At 59.9% G+C, this 15,008-nt stretch carries 16 protein-coding genes; 14 read left to right on the forward strand and 2 right to left on the reverse strand.

Going from position 1 to position 15,008, the window contains the following annotated elements; genetic code table 11:
• Positions 1–64: 64 nt before the first annotated feature.
• Positions 65–1,729, reverse strand: coding sequence for an electron transfer flavoprotein-ubiquinone oxidoreductase (locus AB4O08_RS19505; RefSeq protein WP_010208416.1), 1,665 nt, complete (start codon positions 1,727–1,729; stop codon positions 65–67).
• Positions 1,730–2,236: 507 nt separating this feature from the next.
• Between AB4O08_RS19505 and AB4O08_RS19510 the strand changes: the two genes are divergently transcribed.
• The 14 genes from AB4O08_RS19510 (at position 2,237) to AB4O08_RS19575 (ending at position 13,825) form a co-directional block, all read left to right on the forward strand.
• Complete coding sequence (locus AB4O08_RS19510) at positions 2,237–2,986, forward strand: electron transfer flavoprotein subunit beta/FixA family protein (protein WP_010208417.1); 750 nt, start codon at positions 2,237–2,239, stop codon at positions 2,984–2,986.
• 2 nt (positions 2,987–2,988) lie between these two features.
• Complete coding sequence (locus tag AB4O08_RS19515; protein WP_010208418.1) at positions 2,989–3,918, forward strand: electron transfer flavoprotein subunit alpha/FixB family protein; 930 nt, start codon at positions 2,989–2,991, stop codon at positions 3,916–3,918.
• Positions 3,919–3,988: 70 nt separating this feature from the next.
• Positions 3,989–4,804, forward strand: a complete 816-nt coding sequence (locus AB4O08_RS19520; protein WP_010208420.1) for a substrate-binding periplasmic protein — start codon at positions 3,989–3,991, stop codon at positions 4,802–4,804.
• A 9-nt stretch (positions 4,805–4,813) separates the two neighbouring features.
• Positions 4,814–5,176, forward strand: coding sequence for a DUF4398 domain-containing protein (locus AB4O08_RS19525; RefSeq protein ID WP_010208421.1), 363 nt, complete (start codon positions 4,814–4,816; stop codon positions 5,174–5,176).
• On the forward strand, positions 5,173–5,988 hold the full coding sequence (locus tag AB4O08_RS19530) for an OmpA family protein (protein ID WP_460114289.1): 816 nt from the start codon (positions 5,173–5,175) through the stop codon (positions 5,986–5,988). Before AB4O08_RS19525 ends, AB4O08_RS19530 begins: the two co-directional genes overlap by 4 nt.
• A gap of 270 nt (positions 5,989–6,258) precedes the next feature.
• A complete protein-coding gene (locus tag AB4O08_RS19535; RefSeq protein ID WP_010208423.1) occupies positions 6,259–7,698 on the forward strand; it encodes an aminotransferase-like domain-containing protein in 1,440 nt (479 codons plus the stop codon).
• A 104-nt stretch (positions 7,699–7,802) separates the two neighbouring features.
• The gene (locus AB4O08_RS19540; RefSeq protein ID WP_460114290.1) at positions 7,803–8,288 is read left to right on the forward strand and encodes a translation initiation factor 2; all 486 of its coding nucleotides are present in this window, start codon (positions 7,803–7,805) and stop codon (positions 8,286–8,288) included.
• Positions 8,289–8,450: 162 nt separating this feature from the next.
• Complete coding sequence (locus tag AB4O08_RS19545) at positions 8,451–8,705, forward strand: YkgJ family cysteine cluster protein (RefSeq protein ID WP_010208425.1); 255 nt, start codon at positions 8,451–8,453, stop codon at positions 8,703–8,705.
• A 41-nt stretch (positions 8,706–8,746) separates the two neighbouring features.
• Positions 8,747–9,352, forward strand: coding sequence for an START domain-containing protein (locus tag AB4O08_RS19550; protein ID WP_042571971.1), 606 nt, complete (start codon positions 8,747–8,749; stop codon positions 9,350–9,352).
• A 103-nt stretch (positions 9,353–9,455) separates the two neighbouring features.
• A complete protein-coding gene (locus AB4O08_RS19555; protein ID WP_010208428.1) occupies positions 9,456–9,692 on the forward strand; it encodes a hypothetical protein in 237 nt (78 codons plus the stop codon).
• Positions 9,693–9,905: 213 nt separating this feature from the next.
• Positions 9,906–10,247 (forward strand): ribonuclease E inhibitor RraB, encoded by a 342-nt coding sequence (locus tag AB4O08_RS19560; protein ID WP_010208429.1) that lies wholly within the window; start codon positions 9,906–9,908, stop codon positions 10,245–10,247.
• Positions 10,248–10,660: 413 nt separating this feature from the next.
• Positions 10,661–12,070 carry a circularly permuted type 2 ATP-grasp protein gene (locus tag AB4O08_RS19565; protein WP_047540247.1) on the forward strand — a complete coding sequence of 470 codons (1,410 nt, stop codon included), beginning with the start codon at positions 10,661–10,663 and terminating at the stop codon, positions 12,068–12,070.
• A 4-nt stretch (positions 12,071–12,074) separates the two neighbouring features.
• Entirely contained in the window at positions 12,075–13,025 is a 951-nt protein-coding gene (locus AB4O08_RS19570; protein WP_044287701.1) for an alpha-E domain-containing protein, read from the forward strand.
• Positions 13,022–13,825 carry a transglutaminase family protein gene (locus tag AB4O08_RS19575; RefSeq protein WP_010208433.1) on the forward strand — a complete coding sequence of 268 codons (804 nt, stop codon included), beginning with the start codon at positions 13,022–13,024 and terminating at the stop codon, positions 13,823–13,825. The genes AB4O08_RS19570 and AB4O08_RS19575 overlap by 4 nt, the downstream gene beginning before the upstream one ends.
• A 132-nt stretch (positions 13,826–13,957) precedes the next feature.
• On the opposite strand, the gene AB4O08_RS19580 is transcribed toward AB4O08_RS19575, so the two are convergent.
• A complete protein-coding gene (locus tag AB4O08_RS19580) occupies positions 13,958–14,761 on the reverse strand; it encodes a c-type cytochrome (RefSeq protein ID WP_047540250.1) in 804 nt (267 codons plus the stop codon).
• Positions 14,762–15,008: the final 247 nt, after the last annotated feature.

Consider the following 15,008-nt stretch of genomic DNA (forward strand, 5'->3'; position numbering starts at 1 on the left):
GTTGATGTGTGTTGGCCATAAAAAAGGCTCCCGTTCGGGGAGCCTTTTTGTTCAAGCAACGGACTTACATGTTCGGGTAAGTCGGCCCACCGGCGCCTTCCGGCGTGACCCAGGTGATGTTCTGCGAAGGGTCCTTGATGTCACAGGTCTTGCAGTGCACGCAGTTCTGGGCGTTGATCTGGAAACGCTTCTCGCCGTCTTCCTTGGTGATCACTTCATACACGCCCGCCGGGCAGTAGCGCTGCGCCGGTTCATCGTAGAGTGGCAGGTTGGTGCCGATCGGGATGCTCGGGTCTTTCAACTTCAAGTGGCACGGCTGTTCTTCTTCATGGTTGGTGCCGGAGATGAACACCGAACTCAGCTTGTCGAAGCTCAGCTTGCCGTCGGGTTTCGGGTAATCGATCTTCTTGCTGTCTTTCGCCAGCTTGAGGCAGGCGTAATCCGGCTTGGTGTCGTGCAGCGTGAACGGCATCTTGCCGCCCAGGATGTTCTGGTCGAACCAGTTGAAGCCGGCGCCGATGATCGGTCCGAACTTGTGCATCGCCGGGCCGAAGTTGCGGCTGGCGAACAGTTCTTCGTAGAGCCAGCTCGATTTGAAACTATCGACGTAAGCGGTCAGCTCATCACCGCCTTCGGATTCGGCGAACAGGCGGTCGGCCACGGCGTCGGCGGCGAGCATGCCGGACTTCATTGCGGTATGGCTGCCTTTGATCTTGGCGAAGTTCAGGGTGCCGAGGTCGCAACCGATCAGCGCGCCGCCCTTGAAGACCATCTTCGGCAGCGAGTTCAGGCCGCCTTTGCAGATGGCACGGGCGCCGTAGCTGATGCGCTTGCCGCCTTCCAGGTACTGGGCCAGCACCGGGTGATGCTTGAGGCGCTGGAACTCATCGAAGGGCGACAGGAAGGTGTTGCTGTAAGACAGGTCGACGATCAGGCCGACCACCACCTGGTTGTTTTCCAGGTGATAGAGGAACGAGCCGCCTGTGTTTTCGGCGCTCATGATGTCCAGCGGCCAACCGGCGGTGTGCACCACCAGGCCAGGCTGGTGCTTGGCTGGGTCGATTTCCCAGATTTCCTTGAGGCCGATGCCGTAATGCTGGGCGTCGGCGTCGCTGTCCAGGTTGAAGCGCTGGATCAGTTGCTTGCCGATATGGCCACGGCAACCTTCCGCGAACAGCGTGTACTTGCCACGTAGTTCCATGCCTGGGGTATAGACGCCTTCTTTCGGATTGCCTTCGCGGTCGACGCCGAGGTCGCCGGTGATGATGCCGCGGACCACGCCGTTTTCGTCGAACAGCGCTTCCTGGGCGGCGAAGCCTGGATAGACTTCCACACCGAGGTTCTCGGCTTGCTGGGCGAGCCAGCGGCACAGGTTGCCCAGGGAAATGATGTAGTTGCCTTCGTTGTGCATGGTCTTGGGCACAAAGAAGTCAGGCACCTTGGTGGAGGCTTCGGGGCTGCGCAGTACATAGATGTCATCGCGCACCACCGGGGTGTTGAGCGGGGCGCCGAGTTCTTTCCAGTCCGGGAACAGTTCGTTCAGGGCGCGTGGTTCGAACACGGCACCGGAGAGGATATGCGCGCCGACTTCGGAGCCTTTCTCGACCACGCAAACGCTGATTTCCTTACCGGCTTCGGCGGCCTTTTGCTTCAGTCGGCAGGCGGCAGACAGTCCCGCCGGGCCAGCGCCGACGATGACCACGTCGAATTCCATGTATTCGCGTTCCACAGGCTATCTCCTACTCAAGGCTCAACAGGCTTTTTTTTCTAATGGGTGGAGGTTCGGTGTCGTCTTGCAGCAACGGCAGGACCCACCTTTCTCTCTAGGTGGCGCATTATATCTACACCACTGTCAGCGTCCAATACAAACGTTTGTTTGAATTGCCCGCAGGCTAGGTAAATCAAAGTGGTGCGGCTTATGACTGGCTATTTTGCCGTATTGACCAGAATAGGTGTTCCGGTCAATATACGGTCGGTTTTGCGCTAACCGTAGGCAGACTGCAGGTTTCAAGAGCACGTCCAAAAGCAAGACAGGTGGCGCGCGTCCAGACAATGGCGCGCAGTTTACACGCTGCGATAAAGAATGACCTCTCAGTCACTGCTGACGAACGGTCACCATTTCCCGTGAGCAAGGTCATCCGCCGACGTTTTTGGAGGTGCCCTTGTGTGCCGATGAGCATCAACCGCCAGGTTCGCCTAGGCGACTTTCTTTTCACCGGAGAGTAACGAGGAATCCATGAAGGTTCTTGTAGCTGTCAAACGCGTTGTCGATTACAACGTGAAAGTTCGCGTTAAAGCGGACAATTCCGGCGTCGACCTTGCTAACGTCAAGATGTCGATGAACCCTTTCTGCGAAATCGCTGTGGAAGAAGCCGTCCGCCTGAAAGAGAAAGGCGTGGCGACCGAAATCGTCGTGGTTTCCATCGGTCCTACCACCGCTCAAGAGCAGTTGCGTACCGCCCTGGCACTGGGCGCCGACCGCGCCATCCTGGTCGAGTCCGCTGAAGAGCTGACCTCCCTGGCCGTTGCCAAGCTGCTCAAAGCCGTTGTCGACAAGGAACAGCCTCAGCTGGTGATCCTTGGCAAACAGGCCATCGACAGCGACAACAACCAGACTGGCCAGATGCTGGCTGCGCTGACCGGTTACGGTCAGGGCACCTTCGCTTCCAAAGTCGAAGTGAACGGCGACAGCGTAGCTGTGACCCGTGAAATCGACGGCGGCGCGCAGACGGTTTCCCTGAAACTGCCAGCCATCGTCACCACCGACCTGCGTTTGAACGAGCCGCGCTACGCGTCCCTGCCAAACATCATGAAAGCCAAGAAGAAGCCGCTTGAGTCCCTGACTCCGGATGCCTTGGGCGTTTCCACCGCCTCTACCAACAAGACCGTCAAGGTTGAAGCACCGGCTGCTCGCAGCGCGGGTATCAAGGTCAAGTCTGTTGCTGAGTTGGTCGAGAAACTGAAAAACGAAGCGAAGGTGATCTGATCATGACTATCCTCGTAATCGCCGAACACGATAACAAGGTGCTGGCCCCGGCCACCCTGAACACCGTGGCCGCTGCCGCTAAAATCGGTGGCGACATTCACGTGCTGGTTGCCGGCCAAGGCGCTGGCGCCGTGGCTGAAGCCGCTGCCAAAATTGCTGGCGTGAGCAAAGTCCTGAACGCTGACAATGCCGCCTACGCGCATCAGCTGCCGGAAAACGTTGCGCCACTGGTTGCCGAGTTGGGCAAGAGCTACAGCCACATCCTGGCTGCCGCTACGTCCAACGGCAAAAACATCCTGCCACGCGTTGCTGCGCAGCTGGACGTTGACCAGATCTCCGAGATCATCTCGGTCGAAAGCGCTGACACCTTCAAGCGCCCGATCTATGCCGGTAACGCCATCGCGACCGTACAGTCCAACGCTTCGGTCAAAGTCATCACCGTGCGTGCCACCGGTTTCGACCCGGTTGCCGCCGAAGGTGGTTCGGCGACCGTTGAAGCCGTTGCCGCTGCTCACGACGCTGGCACGTCCAGCTTTGTTGGCGAAGAGCTGGCCAAGTCGGACCGTCCAGAGCTGACCGCTGCCAAGATCGTCGTTTCCGGCGGCCGTGGCATGCAGAACGGTGACAACTTCAAGCACCTGTACGCCCTGGCCGACAAGCTGGGCGCTGCGGTCGGCGCTTCCCGCGCGGCCGTCGACGCAGGTTTCGTACCCAACGACATGCAGGTCGGCCAGACCGGCAAGATCGTTGCGCCACAGCTGTACATCGCCGTTGGTATCTCCGGCGCGATCCAGCACTTGGCGGGTATGAAAGACTCCAAAGTGATCGTCGCGATCAACAAGGACGAAGAAGCGCCAATCTTCCAGGTGGCCGATTACGGCCTGGTGGCGGACTTGTTCGAAGCCGTCCCTGAGTTGGAGAAGCTGGTCTAATCCAGTCGCTTCACTTATAAAGAGCCCGGTCCTTGTGACCGGGCTTTTTTTTGACTTGGAGACACCCGCCATGGAATTGCGCCCCTGGGCTGTACTGATGGGCCTCACATTACTGCCTGCGCTGTCGTTGGCCGCCGGCAAATGCGATCGCCTGGTGATCACCGGCAGCCCGGATGCACCGCCGTTGCTCTGGCGCGACCCGCAAGACCCTACGCACCTGATCGGCGCCACCGCCGATGTATTGCAACAAGTGGGCAAGGACCTCGGGTTGAAAATCGACCTGCTCTACGGTGGCAAACGCTCCCTGGCCCTGGAGGAAGTGCGCAGCGGGCGCATGGACATCCTCGCCGACGCGCCGCTGAACCTGGGTGAGCTGGAAACGCTCGACTACATCCACCCGGCGCTGGTGCAACTCGACTACCTGGTGTGGACGCGCAAGGATTCGGCGCTGGACTATGCCACCGCCGCCGACCTGCACGGGCACACAGGCGCGGTGTCAGAGCGCGCGCGGTTGAGCGCGGCCTTCGAAACCTTCGCCAGTGAGCAACTGAGCCTGGAACGCCTGCCGTCGCTGACGCCGGCATTCCAGAAACTGCTGCTGGGTGAGGTGGACTACGTGCTGGCCGGACGTTATTCCGGTATGGCCATCGCGCAGACCTTGGGCATGAGCAACGACCTGGTTGCCCGGGATATACCCATCGACCAGCCGGGCCTGTACCTGGCGATTTCCCATAACTCGGCCTGCAATGATCCGTGGCTGCGCGGACAGCTGGCCAAAAAGATGACAGAATTGCCCGCGTCCGGTGTGGCGCAAGCTGCGTTGCAGAGCAATCTGGAACGCTGGAAAGCGCAATTGCAGCAACCCGTCGGCACCCCAACAAAGTAGGGATTTTCAGTGACTTTTCGACCTCTTTTCGCGGCCCTCGCCGTTGTCGCTCTGGCGGGATGTGCAGCCGATCCTGCGCCGAATGAACAAATGCGCCTCACCCAGCAAGCCTTGGAGCAAGCCAGTGCCGTGGGTGCCAACGCGGATGAATCGCCTGAATTGAAACTGGCCGAAGCCAAGTTCGCCCGGGCCAAGTCGAGCATGGCCGACCAATCCTACAAAAACGCGCGCATGCGTCTCGAACAAGCTGAGCTGGATGCTCGCCTGGCCGAGGCCCAAGTGCTGACCCGCAAGAGCCAGGAACAATTGGACGTACTCAACACCCGTATCACCCGCCTGCGCAAACAACTGCAGTTGGGAGAAGCCCAATGAGCCGGATGATCCGCGGGTTGAGCTGTGCGGTGCTCCTGGGCACCGCCGTGTTGGGCGGTTGCGCCAGCCACCCCGACAGCGAGCAGGCCTTGCAACAGGCGGGTAACGACTTCCAGAAGGTCAAGGAAGACGCCAACGTGCTGCGCTTTGCGCCCAAGGACGTGATCCGCGCCGGTGAGTCCCTGGCCCGCGCCGACCGCTTGTCCAGCTACTGGGGCAGCGGCGCCGACGTGGTGCATTACGCCTACCTGAGCCAGCGCTACAGCGCCATCGCCCGCGAGCACACCGAACAGGCGCTCAACCAGGAGCGTGGCGCCAAGCTCGAACTGGAGCGCCAGCGCCTGCAATTGGCCCTGCGGGAAAACAAGCTGATCAGTGTGCAGCAACAGGGCAAATGGCTTGAAGAGCAGATCGCCAGTTTGGCCACTACCCAGACTGATCGCGGCCTGGTGATGACGCTGGGCGATGTGCTGTTCGATACCGGTGAAGCAGAGCTGAAAAACTCGGCCAACCGCACGGTGTTGAAAATCGTACAGTTCCTGCAACTCAACCCCAAGCGCGTGGTGCGCATCGAGGGTCACGCCGACAATACCGGCGGTGAGCGGGAAAACCTCAAACTGTCCCGCGACCGCGCGCAGTCAGTGGCGGATGTGCTGGTAGACCTGGGGATCGACGAAAAACGCATCCAGGTCGAAGGCTATGGCGACCAGTATCCCGTCGAAGCCAACGCCTCCGAGCGGGGCAGGGCGCAGAACCGTCGGGTGGAAATCGTGTTCTCTGACGAGAAAGGCCAGCTCGGCGCCGCGCGTTAGGCGCTTGGCATAGATCACCATGTGGGGGCGGGCTTGCTCGCGAAAGCGGTATATCAGTCGATATTTCAGTGGCTGACAAACGGTTTTCGCGAGCAAGCCCGCTCCCACGTTCTTTCGAAGTAGCCCCACAACTCTGTACGCCACCCTTACAGTTTTTACTGTCACTCCTGCCCGCGCTCGACTATTGTGGCAACTGTCCCCGTACACTTCTAAACTGTGCCGGTATGTTTCACACAAAAATAAAATACCCGTGAAATCGAGTGCTGCGTCATGACCAATCTGTTGCTTTACCAACGTATCGCCCAGCAGCTGGCTGAGGATATCCGGCGCGGTGTCTATCAACCGGGCGAGCGCGTGCCTTCGGTGCGCAAGATGAGCTCGCAGTTGAACGTGAGTCACGCCACGGTGTTGCAGGCCTACGCTAACCTGGAAGACCAGGGGCTGATCCGCGCTCGGCCGCAGTCCGGCTATTACGTGCACCAGACACCCGCACTCACCGCGCCGACGCCGGACATCGCGCGTGTCGAACGCCCGGGTCTGGTCACCCGCAGCAGCATCATCCAGCAGGTACTGGGTGAGTCGCGCCGCGAAGGTGTGTTCCCGTTGGGCGCCGCCGTGCCGAGTGTGGATTACCTGCCGGTACGCGCGCTGCACCAACAGTTGGCCAAGGTCACGCGCTTCCAGAGCCCACGGGCATTCAGTTACATGTTCAGCCCCGGTTTCGAGCCGCTGCGCCGCCAGGTGGCGATCCGCATGCGCGATGCCGGTGTGGTGGTGGACCCTTCCGAAGTGGTGATCACCCACGGTTGCGTTGATGCCCTGCAGATGTCGCTGCGGGTGTTGACGCGGCCTGGCGACCTGATTGCCGCAGAGTCACCGACCTATTACGGCTTGCTGCAACTGGCCGACCTGCTCGGCCTCAAAGTCATCGAGATCCCCAGCGACCCGTCCACCGGCATGAGCTTGGAGGCGCTGCAATTGGCGGCCAACCAATGGTCGATCAAGGCGCTGGTGTTGACCGCGCGGCTGAGCAACCCGTTGGGCGGCACCATGCCCGAAGAACGGCAGAAACAGTTGCTGCGCCTGGCGTCGGACTTCGATATCCAGATTGTCGAGGACGATATCTACGGCGAGCTGATGTTCGAATTGGGCCGCACCAAGGCCCTGAAGGCCTATGACCGCCTGGATCGAGTGATCTATTGCTCCAGCTTTTCCAAGACGCTGTCCCCCGGCGTGCGCATCGGTTGGATGATCGCCGGCAAGTACCAGCAGGAAATCCAGCGCTTGCAGATGTTCAGCACCCACTCCGCCTGCAGCGTGACCCAGATGGGCGTCGCCGCGTACCTGGAAAACGGCGGCTACGATCGCCACCTGCGTTACATCCGCCAGGAGTACCGCAAGAACCTCAGCGCCTTCCAACTGGCGGTGCAGCAATATTTCCCGGAAGGCACACAGATGACACGTCCGACCGGCGGTTTCATCCTGTGGGTCAGTTTGCCCGGACGGGTCAACACTCAGGAACTGCACGTACGCGCACTGCAACAGGGCATCAGCATTGCACCGGGGCTGATCTTCAGTAACACCGAGCAGTTCAACCACTGCATTCGCCTCAACTGCGGTACGCCGTGGAACCGCGAGGCAGAGCGGGCGCTGATGACCTTGGGGATGCTGGCAAGCCAGTTATGCCAGGAAACCGCAGCCGGACTGTGACGCACGGAAAGGGGACAAATCCTATAGCAAGCTAATCACCGCGCTTGTCATGCCGCGCACAACAAGCGAGCATATGGCCCTCTGCCGTTAATGCTGTAGGCAATATGACTTCGATTTTTCGTGCGGTTTTCGTGATTGGCCTGATAAGCCTGTGCAACGTCGGCACTGCGCTGGCGGCGGCCCCTGTGAGCGAAACCAAGCCCGCCGCCAGTACCGAGCAGAAGCCCCCGGCGAAAAAACCGACCCCCGTAAAAAAAGCGCCAGTGGTGAAGAAACCCACCGCCGCCGCCAAAAGGCGGGCGGCCACCAAGGCCAAGGCGTCCCGCGAAGTGGCGCAGACACAATTGCCACCGGCACAGTTGGACCTGTCGCTGCCTTCTGACATGGTCAGGCACTTGCAACCCATTGGCACTATGCCCAAGCCGAAAAGCGTGCCCCTGCTGCCGCCAATGTTTGGCGAGAAACCTACGGACAACAGTGCATTCCAGATCAACGGCCGCCTGCTCAGCAATGAGATGAGGCTGCAATTGCGCAACGAAGAGCGGCGCGATGTGGAAGGTGCAGCGCTGGATTTCGAGTTCAAGCAGTAAACTTTTCCCACAAAGGTGACGTCGACCGCCGACCATGTGTCGGAGACTGATCAGTCACTTTTGTTTTCTGCGAAAAACCACTGTTAGGCCATTTTAAAACGGCTGTTTTAGGGCGTACCCTAGCCCGGCCATCCACATTGAGTCGTCGAGGACCTGCTGGTCATGAATTGCCGTGAAGGCTGTGGCGCGTGCTGCATCGCCCCCTCCATCAGTTCGCCATTACCCGGAATGCCACAGGGCAAACCGGCAGGCGAACGCTGCCTGCACCTGTCGGTCGAACAACTGTGCCTGCTGTTCGGCCAGCCGGAGCGACCGGCGGTATGCAGTGATTTCAAGGCGAATATCGAGGTCTGCGGCACCGACCAGGCCGATGCGATCCGTTTGATCGGCTGGTGGGAGCAAATGACGGCGGCTTGATGGGCTTTACTATCGGAACTTCAACAATAAGGAATACAACAATGGGTTCGCTGAAACGAATGGCTGTGTTGTGCGGTTTTACGGTGTTGTTTGCTGCCACTGCCCAGGCTGAGGATTGGCAAGTCGCCAAGGACGAAGACGGTATCAAGGTGTCCCTGAGCGAAATTGCCGGCTCCAAATACAAGGCGTATCGCGGTGTAACGGTGATCAAGGCGCCTGTGGCAAAAATCGTCGCCCTCCAGGACGACGTAGCCGGTGCCTGTGCCTGGATCCACGAGTGCAAGTCCCAGAAGCTGGTCGATAAGAAAGGCGACGAGAGTTGGACCTACACCCAATTCAAAGCCCCGTTTCCCGTGACGGACCGTGATTCCTACCTGCATATCACCACGACCAAGGCGGCCGACGGCACGCTGACGCGTAAGCTGGAAGGTGTGCCGACCTACAAGCCTGAAGAAAAAGGCTACGTACGTGTCGCCCAGGTCGACGGCTTCTGGAAGCTGGTGCCCAAAGGCGACAACCAAACCGAAGTCACCTACCAGGTGCACACCGAGCCAGGCGGCAGCGTGCCATCGTGGCTGGCCAACAAGTTCGTGGTGGACGCACCGTACAACACCTTGAAAGCCTTGAAAGAACGCGCTGAAAAGTAAGCGCAGTTGATCAGGTGTCTCCTACCTTGGGTGGAACGTTTGCCGAGCCCCCAAGGTCCAGATAGAAGTAAGCCCACACACGGGTTTTATCGAGGAGGCACCGATGCAAAAGTGGCAGATTACCTTCGTTGATGATCACGGCGTGAAGTCCGTCGAGCAGTTCACCTGCGACCAGAAGCCCAGCCTCGAAGATGCGGCACACATGATTCGCAACAAGTTGGTGCCCGTTGCCGCCGAACTCGATCTCAACGACTTCGAAGGCCGCCAGCCCGAACCTACGCTCAAGATCCTCAAAGACCAGAACGGTATCCAGATCCTCGACATCTCTCCCGCCGCCTGAACATTCCCTGTACACCCTTAAAACCCCTCTGGTGGAGGCGAAAGCTTCGCGCTACTCTGCAAGGGAGATCAGCGAATGAATCGCTAGGTTCTGGTCTTGTCAGCTACATGCTTGTTTTCCAGCGGTGAAGTTATTGCCGTAGTTCCCACGCCAGTAAGGCGTGGGCTTCGGGAAGCACGGAAAGTCTATCCATCAATTCGAGGAGCACTTTTCATGAGCACAGCCTATCAAGAAGACATCAGCACCAACGTCCTGCGCCGCATGAAAGAAGGCGGCTTCGACTTCTCGCGTTTTCACCCCATCGAGTTCTACGCCATTTTCCCGGATGAGGAACGTGCGCGCAGGGCTGCGGGTGAGTTTCGTGGGGAATCCCTGAATGCCCAGGTCAGTGCGCGCGACGACGGCGCCTGGTACCTGGAGCTGAGTAAAATCATGTCGGCCACCTACGATGGCATAGGAGACTTCGAGCAGGACTTCGGGGCGGTGGTCGAGCCGCTGGGCGGGATCATCGAGGGATGGGGCGTGAAGCAGGAGGTGCGTGGGTTACCCATGTAGCAGCAGTTTATGAGCAGCACAGCGTGTCGGCTGACCTTTTGGGTCGGCCGATTTTGTTTGTGCAGCATGCTCAACATCGCCCTCACTGCTACACGTTGCAGGGCGCAAAAAAAAACCACCCAAGAGGGTGGCTTAAAGGGAAGAGCGGTTCGCTGAAGCGCTAGGACGTGTCCTGTTCAGCAGATGGGACCATTATCCGCAGACTTGGCCAGGCAGTGAAATCAACTCTGACTATGCTGTTGATAGTCAAAGCCCGCATTGCGATGAAGCGTCGGGCGGTGCACCGGGCATTCTGCGCACCAGGACGGTGCGACTGGATTCTGGTTGTAATTCAACTCACTGATTTTCAAGTGTTTATGCCGCTGGCACGGGCCTTGCGATGGTTCTTTCGCCCGGGTGACAAGGAGTTCGGCATGATCCGCACTTATTACGATGAAATGTACGATGGGGCAGGCCAGGTCCGGCCTCATTACCGCGAGTTCGCGCGCTGGTTGGCCGACACCCCTGATGATCTGTTGGCCCAGCGCCGACGCGAGGCCGATTTGCTGTTTCACCGCGCCGGGATCACCTTCACGCTTTATGGCGACGAGCAGGGCACCGAGCGGTTGATTCCTTTCGATACCATCCCGCGCAGTATTCCGGCCAGCGAATGGCGGATTGTCGAGCGCGGCTGTATCCAGCGGGTCAAGGCGCTGAACATGTTTCTCGCCGATCTGTACCACGAACAGCGCATCATCAAGGCCGGAATCATTCCCGCCGAACAGGTGCTGGCCAACGAGCAATACCAGTTGGCGATGCAGGGCTTGGACCTGCATCGTGACCTTTATTCCCACATCTCCGGCGTCGACCTCGTACGCGATGGTGACGGCACCTATTACGTGCTCGAGGACAACCTGCGCACACCGAGCGGCGTGAGCTACATGCTCGAAGACCGTAAGATGATGATGCGCCTGTTCCCCGAACTGTTCGCCGCCCAGCGCATCGCGCCCATCGACCACTACCCCAATCTGTTGCTGGACACCCTGAAAAGCTCCAGCCCTCTGGATAATCCCAGCGTGGTCGTGCTGACGCCGGGCCGTTTCAACAGCGCGTTCTTCGAACATGCCTTTCTCGCGCGAGAAATGGGCGTGGAACTGGTGGAGGGCGCCGATCTGTTCGTGCGCGATGACCGTGTCTTCATGCGCACTACCGACGGGCCCAAGGCCGTGGACGTGATCTACCGCCGTCTCGATGACGCGTTCCTCGACCCATTGGCTTTCAATCCGGCGTCCATGCTTGGTGTGCCGGGCCTGCTTGCGGCCTATCGCTCGAGTAATGTGGTGCTGGCCAATGCAATTGGCACCGGCGTGGCGGATGACAAGTCGGTATACCCTTTCGTCACCGAGATGATCCGTTTTTACCTGGATGAAGAACCCATCCTGAAGAACGTTCCGACGTTCCAGTGCCGTAAGCCCGACGAACTGTCCCACGTGCTGGCCAACCTGCCCGACCTGGTGGTAAAGGAAACCCAAGGCTCCGGCGGCTACGGCATGCTGGTGGGCCCAGCGTCCACCGTTGCGGAAATCGAAGCCTTCCGCGCCCGTATCAAGGCCAAGCCCCACGCCTATATCGCCCAGCCGACCCTGTGTTTATCCACGTGCCCGACCTTTGTCGAAAACGGCATCGCGCCGCGTCATATCGACCTGCGCCCGTTTGTGTTGTCCGGCAAGGAAACCCGTGTCGTCCCTGGCGGCTTGACCCGAGTGGCACTGCGCGAAGGCTCGTTGGTGGTCAACTCGTCCCAGGGCGGCGGCACCAAAGACACCTGGGTGGTCGAGGACTGATGCCATGTTGAGTAGAACTGCCTCGGATCTGTACTGGATGTCGCGCTACCTGGAGCGTGCGGAAAACCTCGCACGCATGCTCGATGTCAGCTATTCGCTGTCGCTGATGCCCCAGGACGGGCGTGGCGATGGCCTGCACGAACTGGCCATGCCGCTGTTGATCACCGGCACCCTGGAGGATTACCACGAACGTCACGGTGAGCTGCACGCCGAACGCCTGTTGCACTTCTTTGCGCTGGATGCTGCTAACCCGGCCAGCATCTACAGCTGCCTTGGCGCCGCGCGGGCCAGCGCCCATGCGGTGCGTGGGCGAATTACCGCCGACATGTGGGAAAACATCAACGCCACCTGGCTGGATATTCGCGATATCGCCCAGCAGGGCTTGAGCCGCTATGGCATGAGCCGGTTCTGTGAGTGGGTAAAAGAGCGTTCTCATCTGTTCCGCGGTGCCACCTACGGCACCATCATGCGTAACGATGCATTTCGCTTCATCCGCCTGGGCACTTTCATCGAGCGTGCCGACAACACGCTGCGCCTGCTGGACGCCCGCTATGAAATGGCCGGCGACCGTGCCGACGCCGTCACCGATGACACAGCGCACGCCTACTATCAGTGGAGCGCCTTGTTGCGCGCGTTGTCGTCGTTCGAGGCCTACACCGAGATCTACCGCGATGCGCCCGGCGCGCGGCAAGTCGCCGAGTTGTTGCTGTTGCGCGCCGATGTGCCGCGCTCGCTGCGCGCCTGCAGTGAAGAGATCGACCAGATCCTGGCCAGCCTGCCCGGCCTCAACGGCCGGCCGGCCCAGCGCCTGGCCGCCGAGATGGACGCGCGCCTGCGCTTCACCGCCATCGATGAAATCCTCGAGGAAGGCCTGCACGCCTGGCTGACCGACTTTATTCCCCTGGTCCGCCAATTGGGCGACGCCATCTACAGTTCCTACCTGGAGGCGGCATGAGACTCTCCATCAGCCACGAAACCACCTACCACTACGAAGACCAGGTGCGTGCCAGCATCCAGTACTTGCGCCTTACGCCCCACGACAGCGAGCGCCAGCGCGTACTCAGCTGGCAGCTCGACCTGCCGCGCCCGGTGCGTGCCCAGGTGGATCCGTTCGGCAACATCCTGCATGTGCTGACCTTGGATGAGCCCCACGACGCCATCATCATCGGCGCCCGTGGCCAGGTGGACATCGACGAATTGCGCGAGGCCGAACATGAGAGCCAATCGGCGTTCCCGTTTCTGCGTTGCACCCGCCTGACTGAACCTGACGAAGCCTTGCGCGGTTTTGCCGACCAGCAGTGCCATCAACGTCGTGACCGCACCGCGTTGATCGACCTGATGCATGCGCTCAACCAGGCGATGGTCTACACACCCGGCGCCACCGAAGTCGACACCTGTGCCGCCCAGGCCTTCGCGGGTCGTGCGGGGGTGTGCCAGGATCACACCCATGCATTCCTGGCGTGCGCGCGCAGCCTGGGGATCCCTGCGCGGTATGTGTCGGGGTATTTGTACAGTGAGGACAGCACGCACCTGGCCAGTCACGCCTGGGCCGAAGCCTGGCTGGATGACGCCTGGTACAGCTTTGATGTGACCAACCAGCTGTCACGGCCGGAGCGGCATTTGAAACTGGCGGTGGGGTTGGATTACCTCGATGCCTGCCCGGTACGCGGCATGCGCCGTGGCGGTGGGCATGAGCAGATGCATGCCAAGGTGTTTGTGGCGCCGACCCCGGTGATCGCCGTCCAACAGCAATGATCTCCAGAGCGGAGCGTTCCCCCCTCAGTGGGAGCGGGCTTGCTCGCGAATACGGTGGGTCAGCCACACATTTATTGACTGACACACCGCTTTCGCAAGCAAGCCCGCTCCCACAGAGGGAATGCGCCAAGCTTATGGCTGCTTACGCCCTGCCATGTGTTTCAAATACCCCACCAACAAATCCAGCTCACTGTCCGGCAACACACTGGCCGCAAACGCCGGCATCTTCGCCTGCGGCCAGTGCCGCAAACTCTGCGGGTCACGGATGTAGCGCTTGAGGAAATCGGCGCCGAAATACTCGGTGGGGTTATACGGAATATTCAAATCCGGCCCCACCTGCGCATCACCGGCACCATTGAGCCGATGACAGGCCAGGCAGTTCTTTTGGAACACTGCAAAACCCTGATTGATCGGGTCGTTGGCCGCCAGTTTCGGGTCAGGCAATAACGCCGGAAAGCGCTCCGCCACGGTCTTCAATTGCTTGATCCTGGAGATCTGGAACGGCCACTGCTCAGGGCTGATGTGTCCGGCTTGCGGATCGGTCCATACCAGGTAGAACGGTCCCGCACTCGGTTTGCCTTCCGCCAATGCCGGCCAGGGTTGCGCAGGATCTTCCACCGCCAGCCAGGCGCGTGCGCCGTGGGTTTCCAGCAGTGGCGCGGCCGTGAGTTCGGCGGCGAACCCATCCAAGGCAATGGCTTGCAGGTGGCTCTCAGGTTTCAACCCCGGCAGCAGCGACGCCAAAGGCACTGCGCGATAGCTCATAGTGCGCTTGTAGGAAACGTCATCGACGATTTGCACCGTTTGCACCTGGGGATGCGTGAGCAGGTCATCGGTCTGCCACGTCTTGCTGGTGTGGTCGAGTTCGAGAGTCAATTGTGCTGCCGAAGCGGGAAGAGCGATCAGCAAGGCGAGGAGGGCGAAGATCGATTTCAAGAGGGAGGCCCGGTGTGAAGTGGCGATGACGCTCACGATACCGGAAATCGGCGCGCAAAAAGGCAGCCCCTGCAGGACCGCTATGCGCAATGTCCCGGCAGGTGCTGCCAAAAGCTGCAAACCCGGTGCTGTGAAGGCACTGAATGTAGGCGTTGAGGGGTCACCCAATGACCTTGGTCAGGTTGGGCAAAATCAGAATCAGTGTGGTGGCGAACAGAATAAGTCCCGCCTGACGTACTTTCGAATG

Source organism: Pseudomonas sp. H3_E07, assembly GCF_054668895.1.

Bases quoted from the DNA above. Each gene is read 5' to 3' on its own strand.
- AB4O08_RS19510 (WP_010208417.1), top strand. From the start codon at position 2,237: ATGAAGGTTCTTGTAGCTGTCAAACGCGTTGTCGATTACAACGTGAAA.
- AB4O08_RS19520 (WP_010208420.1), top strand. From the start codon at position 3,989: ATGGAATTGCGCCCCTGGGCTGTACTGATGGGCCTCACATTACTGCCT.
- AB4O08_RS19530 (WP_460114289.1), top strand. From the start codon at position 5,173: ATGAGCCGGATGATCCGCGGGTTGAGCTGTGCGGTGCTCCTGGGCACC.
- AB4O08_RS19560 (WP_010208429.1), top strand. From the start codon at position 9,906: ATGAGCACAGCCTATCAAGAAGACATCAGCACCAACGTCCTGCGCCGC.
- AB4O08_RS19540 (WP_460114290.1), top strand. From the start codon at position 7,803: ATGACTTCGATTTTTCGTGCGGTTTTCGTGATTGGCCTGATAAGCCTG.
- AB4O08_RS19515 (WP_010208418.1), top strand. From the start codon at position 2,989: ATGACTATCCTCGTAATCGCCGAACACGATAACAAGGTGCTGGCCCCG.
- AB4O08_RS19575 (WP_010208433.1), top strand. From the start codon at position 13,022: ATGAGACTCTCCATCAGCCACGAAACCACCTACCACTACGAAGACCAG.
- AB4O08_RS19550 (WP_042571971.1), top strand. From the start codon at position 8,747: ATGGGTTCGCTGAAACGAATGGCTGTGTTGTGCGGTTTTACGGTGTTG.
- AB4O08_RS19565 (WP_047540247.1), top strand. From the start codon at position 10,661: ATGATCCGCACTTATTACGATGAAATGTACGATGGGGCAGGCCAGGTC.
- AB4O08_RS19545 (WP_010208425.1), top strand. From the start codon at position 8,451: ATGAATTGCCGTGAAGGCTGTGGCGCGTGCTGCATCGCCCCCTCCATC.
- AB4O08_RS19570 (WP_044287701.1), top strand. From the start codon at position 12,075: ATGTTGAGTAGAACTGCCTCGGATCTGTACTGGATGTCGCGCTACCTG.
- AB4O08_RS19535 (WP_010208423.1), top strand. From the start codon at position 6,259: ATGACCAATCTGTTGCTTTACCAACGTATCGCCCAGCAGCTGGCTGAG.
- AB4O08_RS19555 (WP_010208428.1), top strand. From the start codon at position 9,456: ATGCAAAAGTGGCAGATTACCTTCGTTGATGATCACGGCGTGAAGTCC.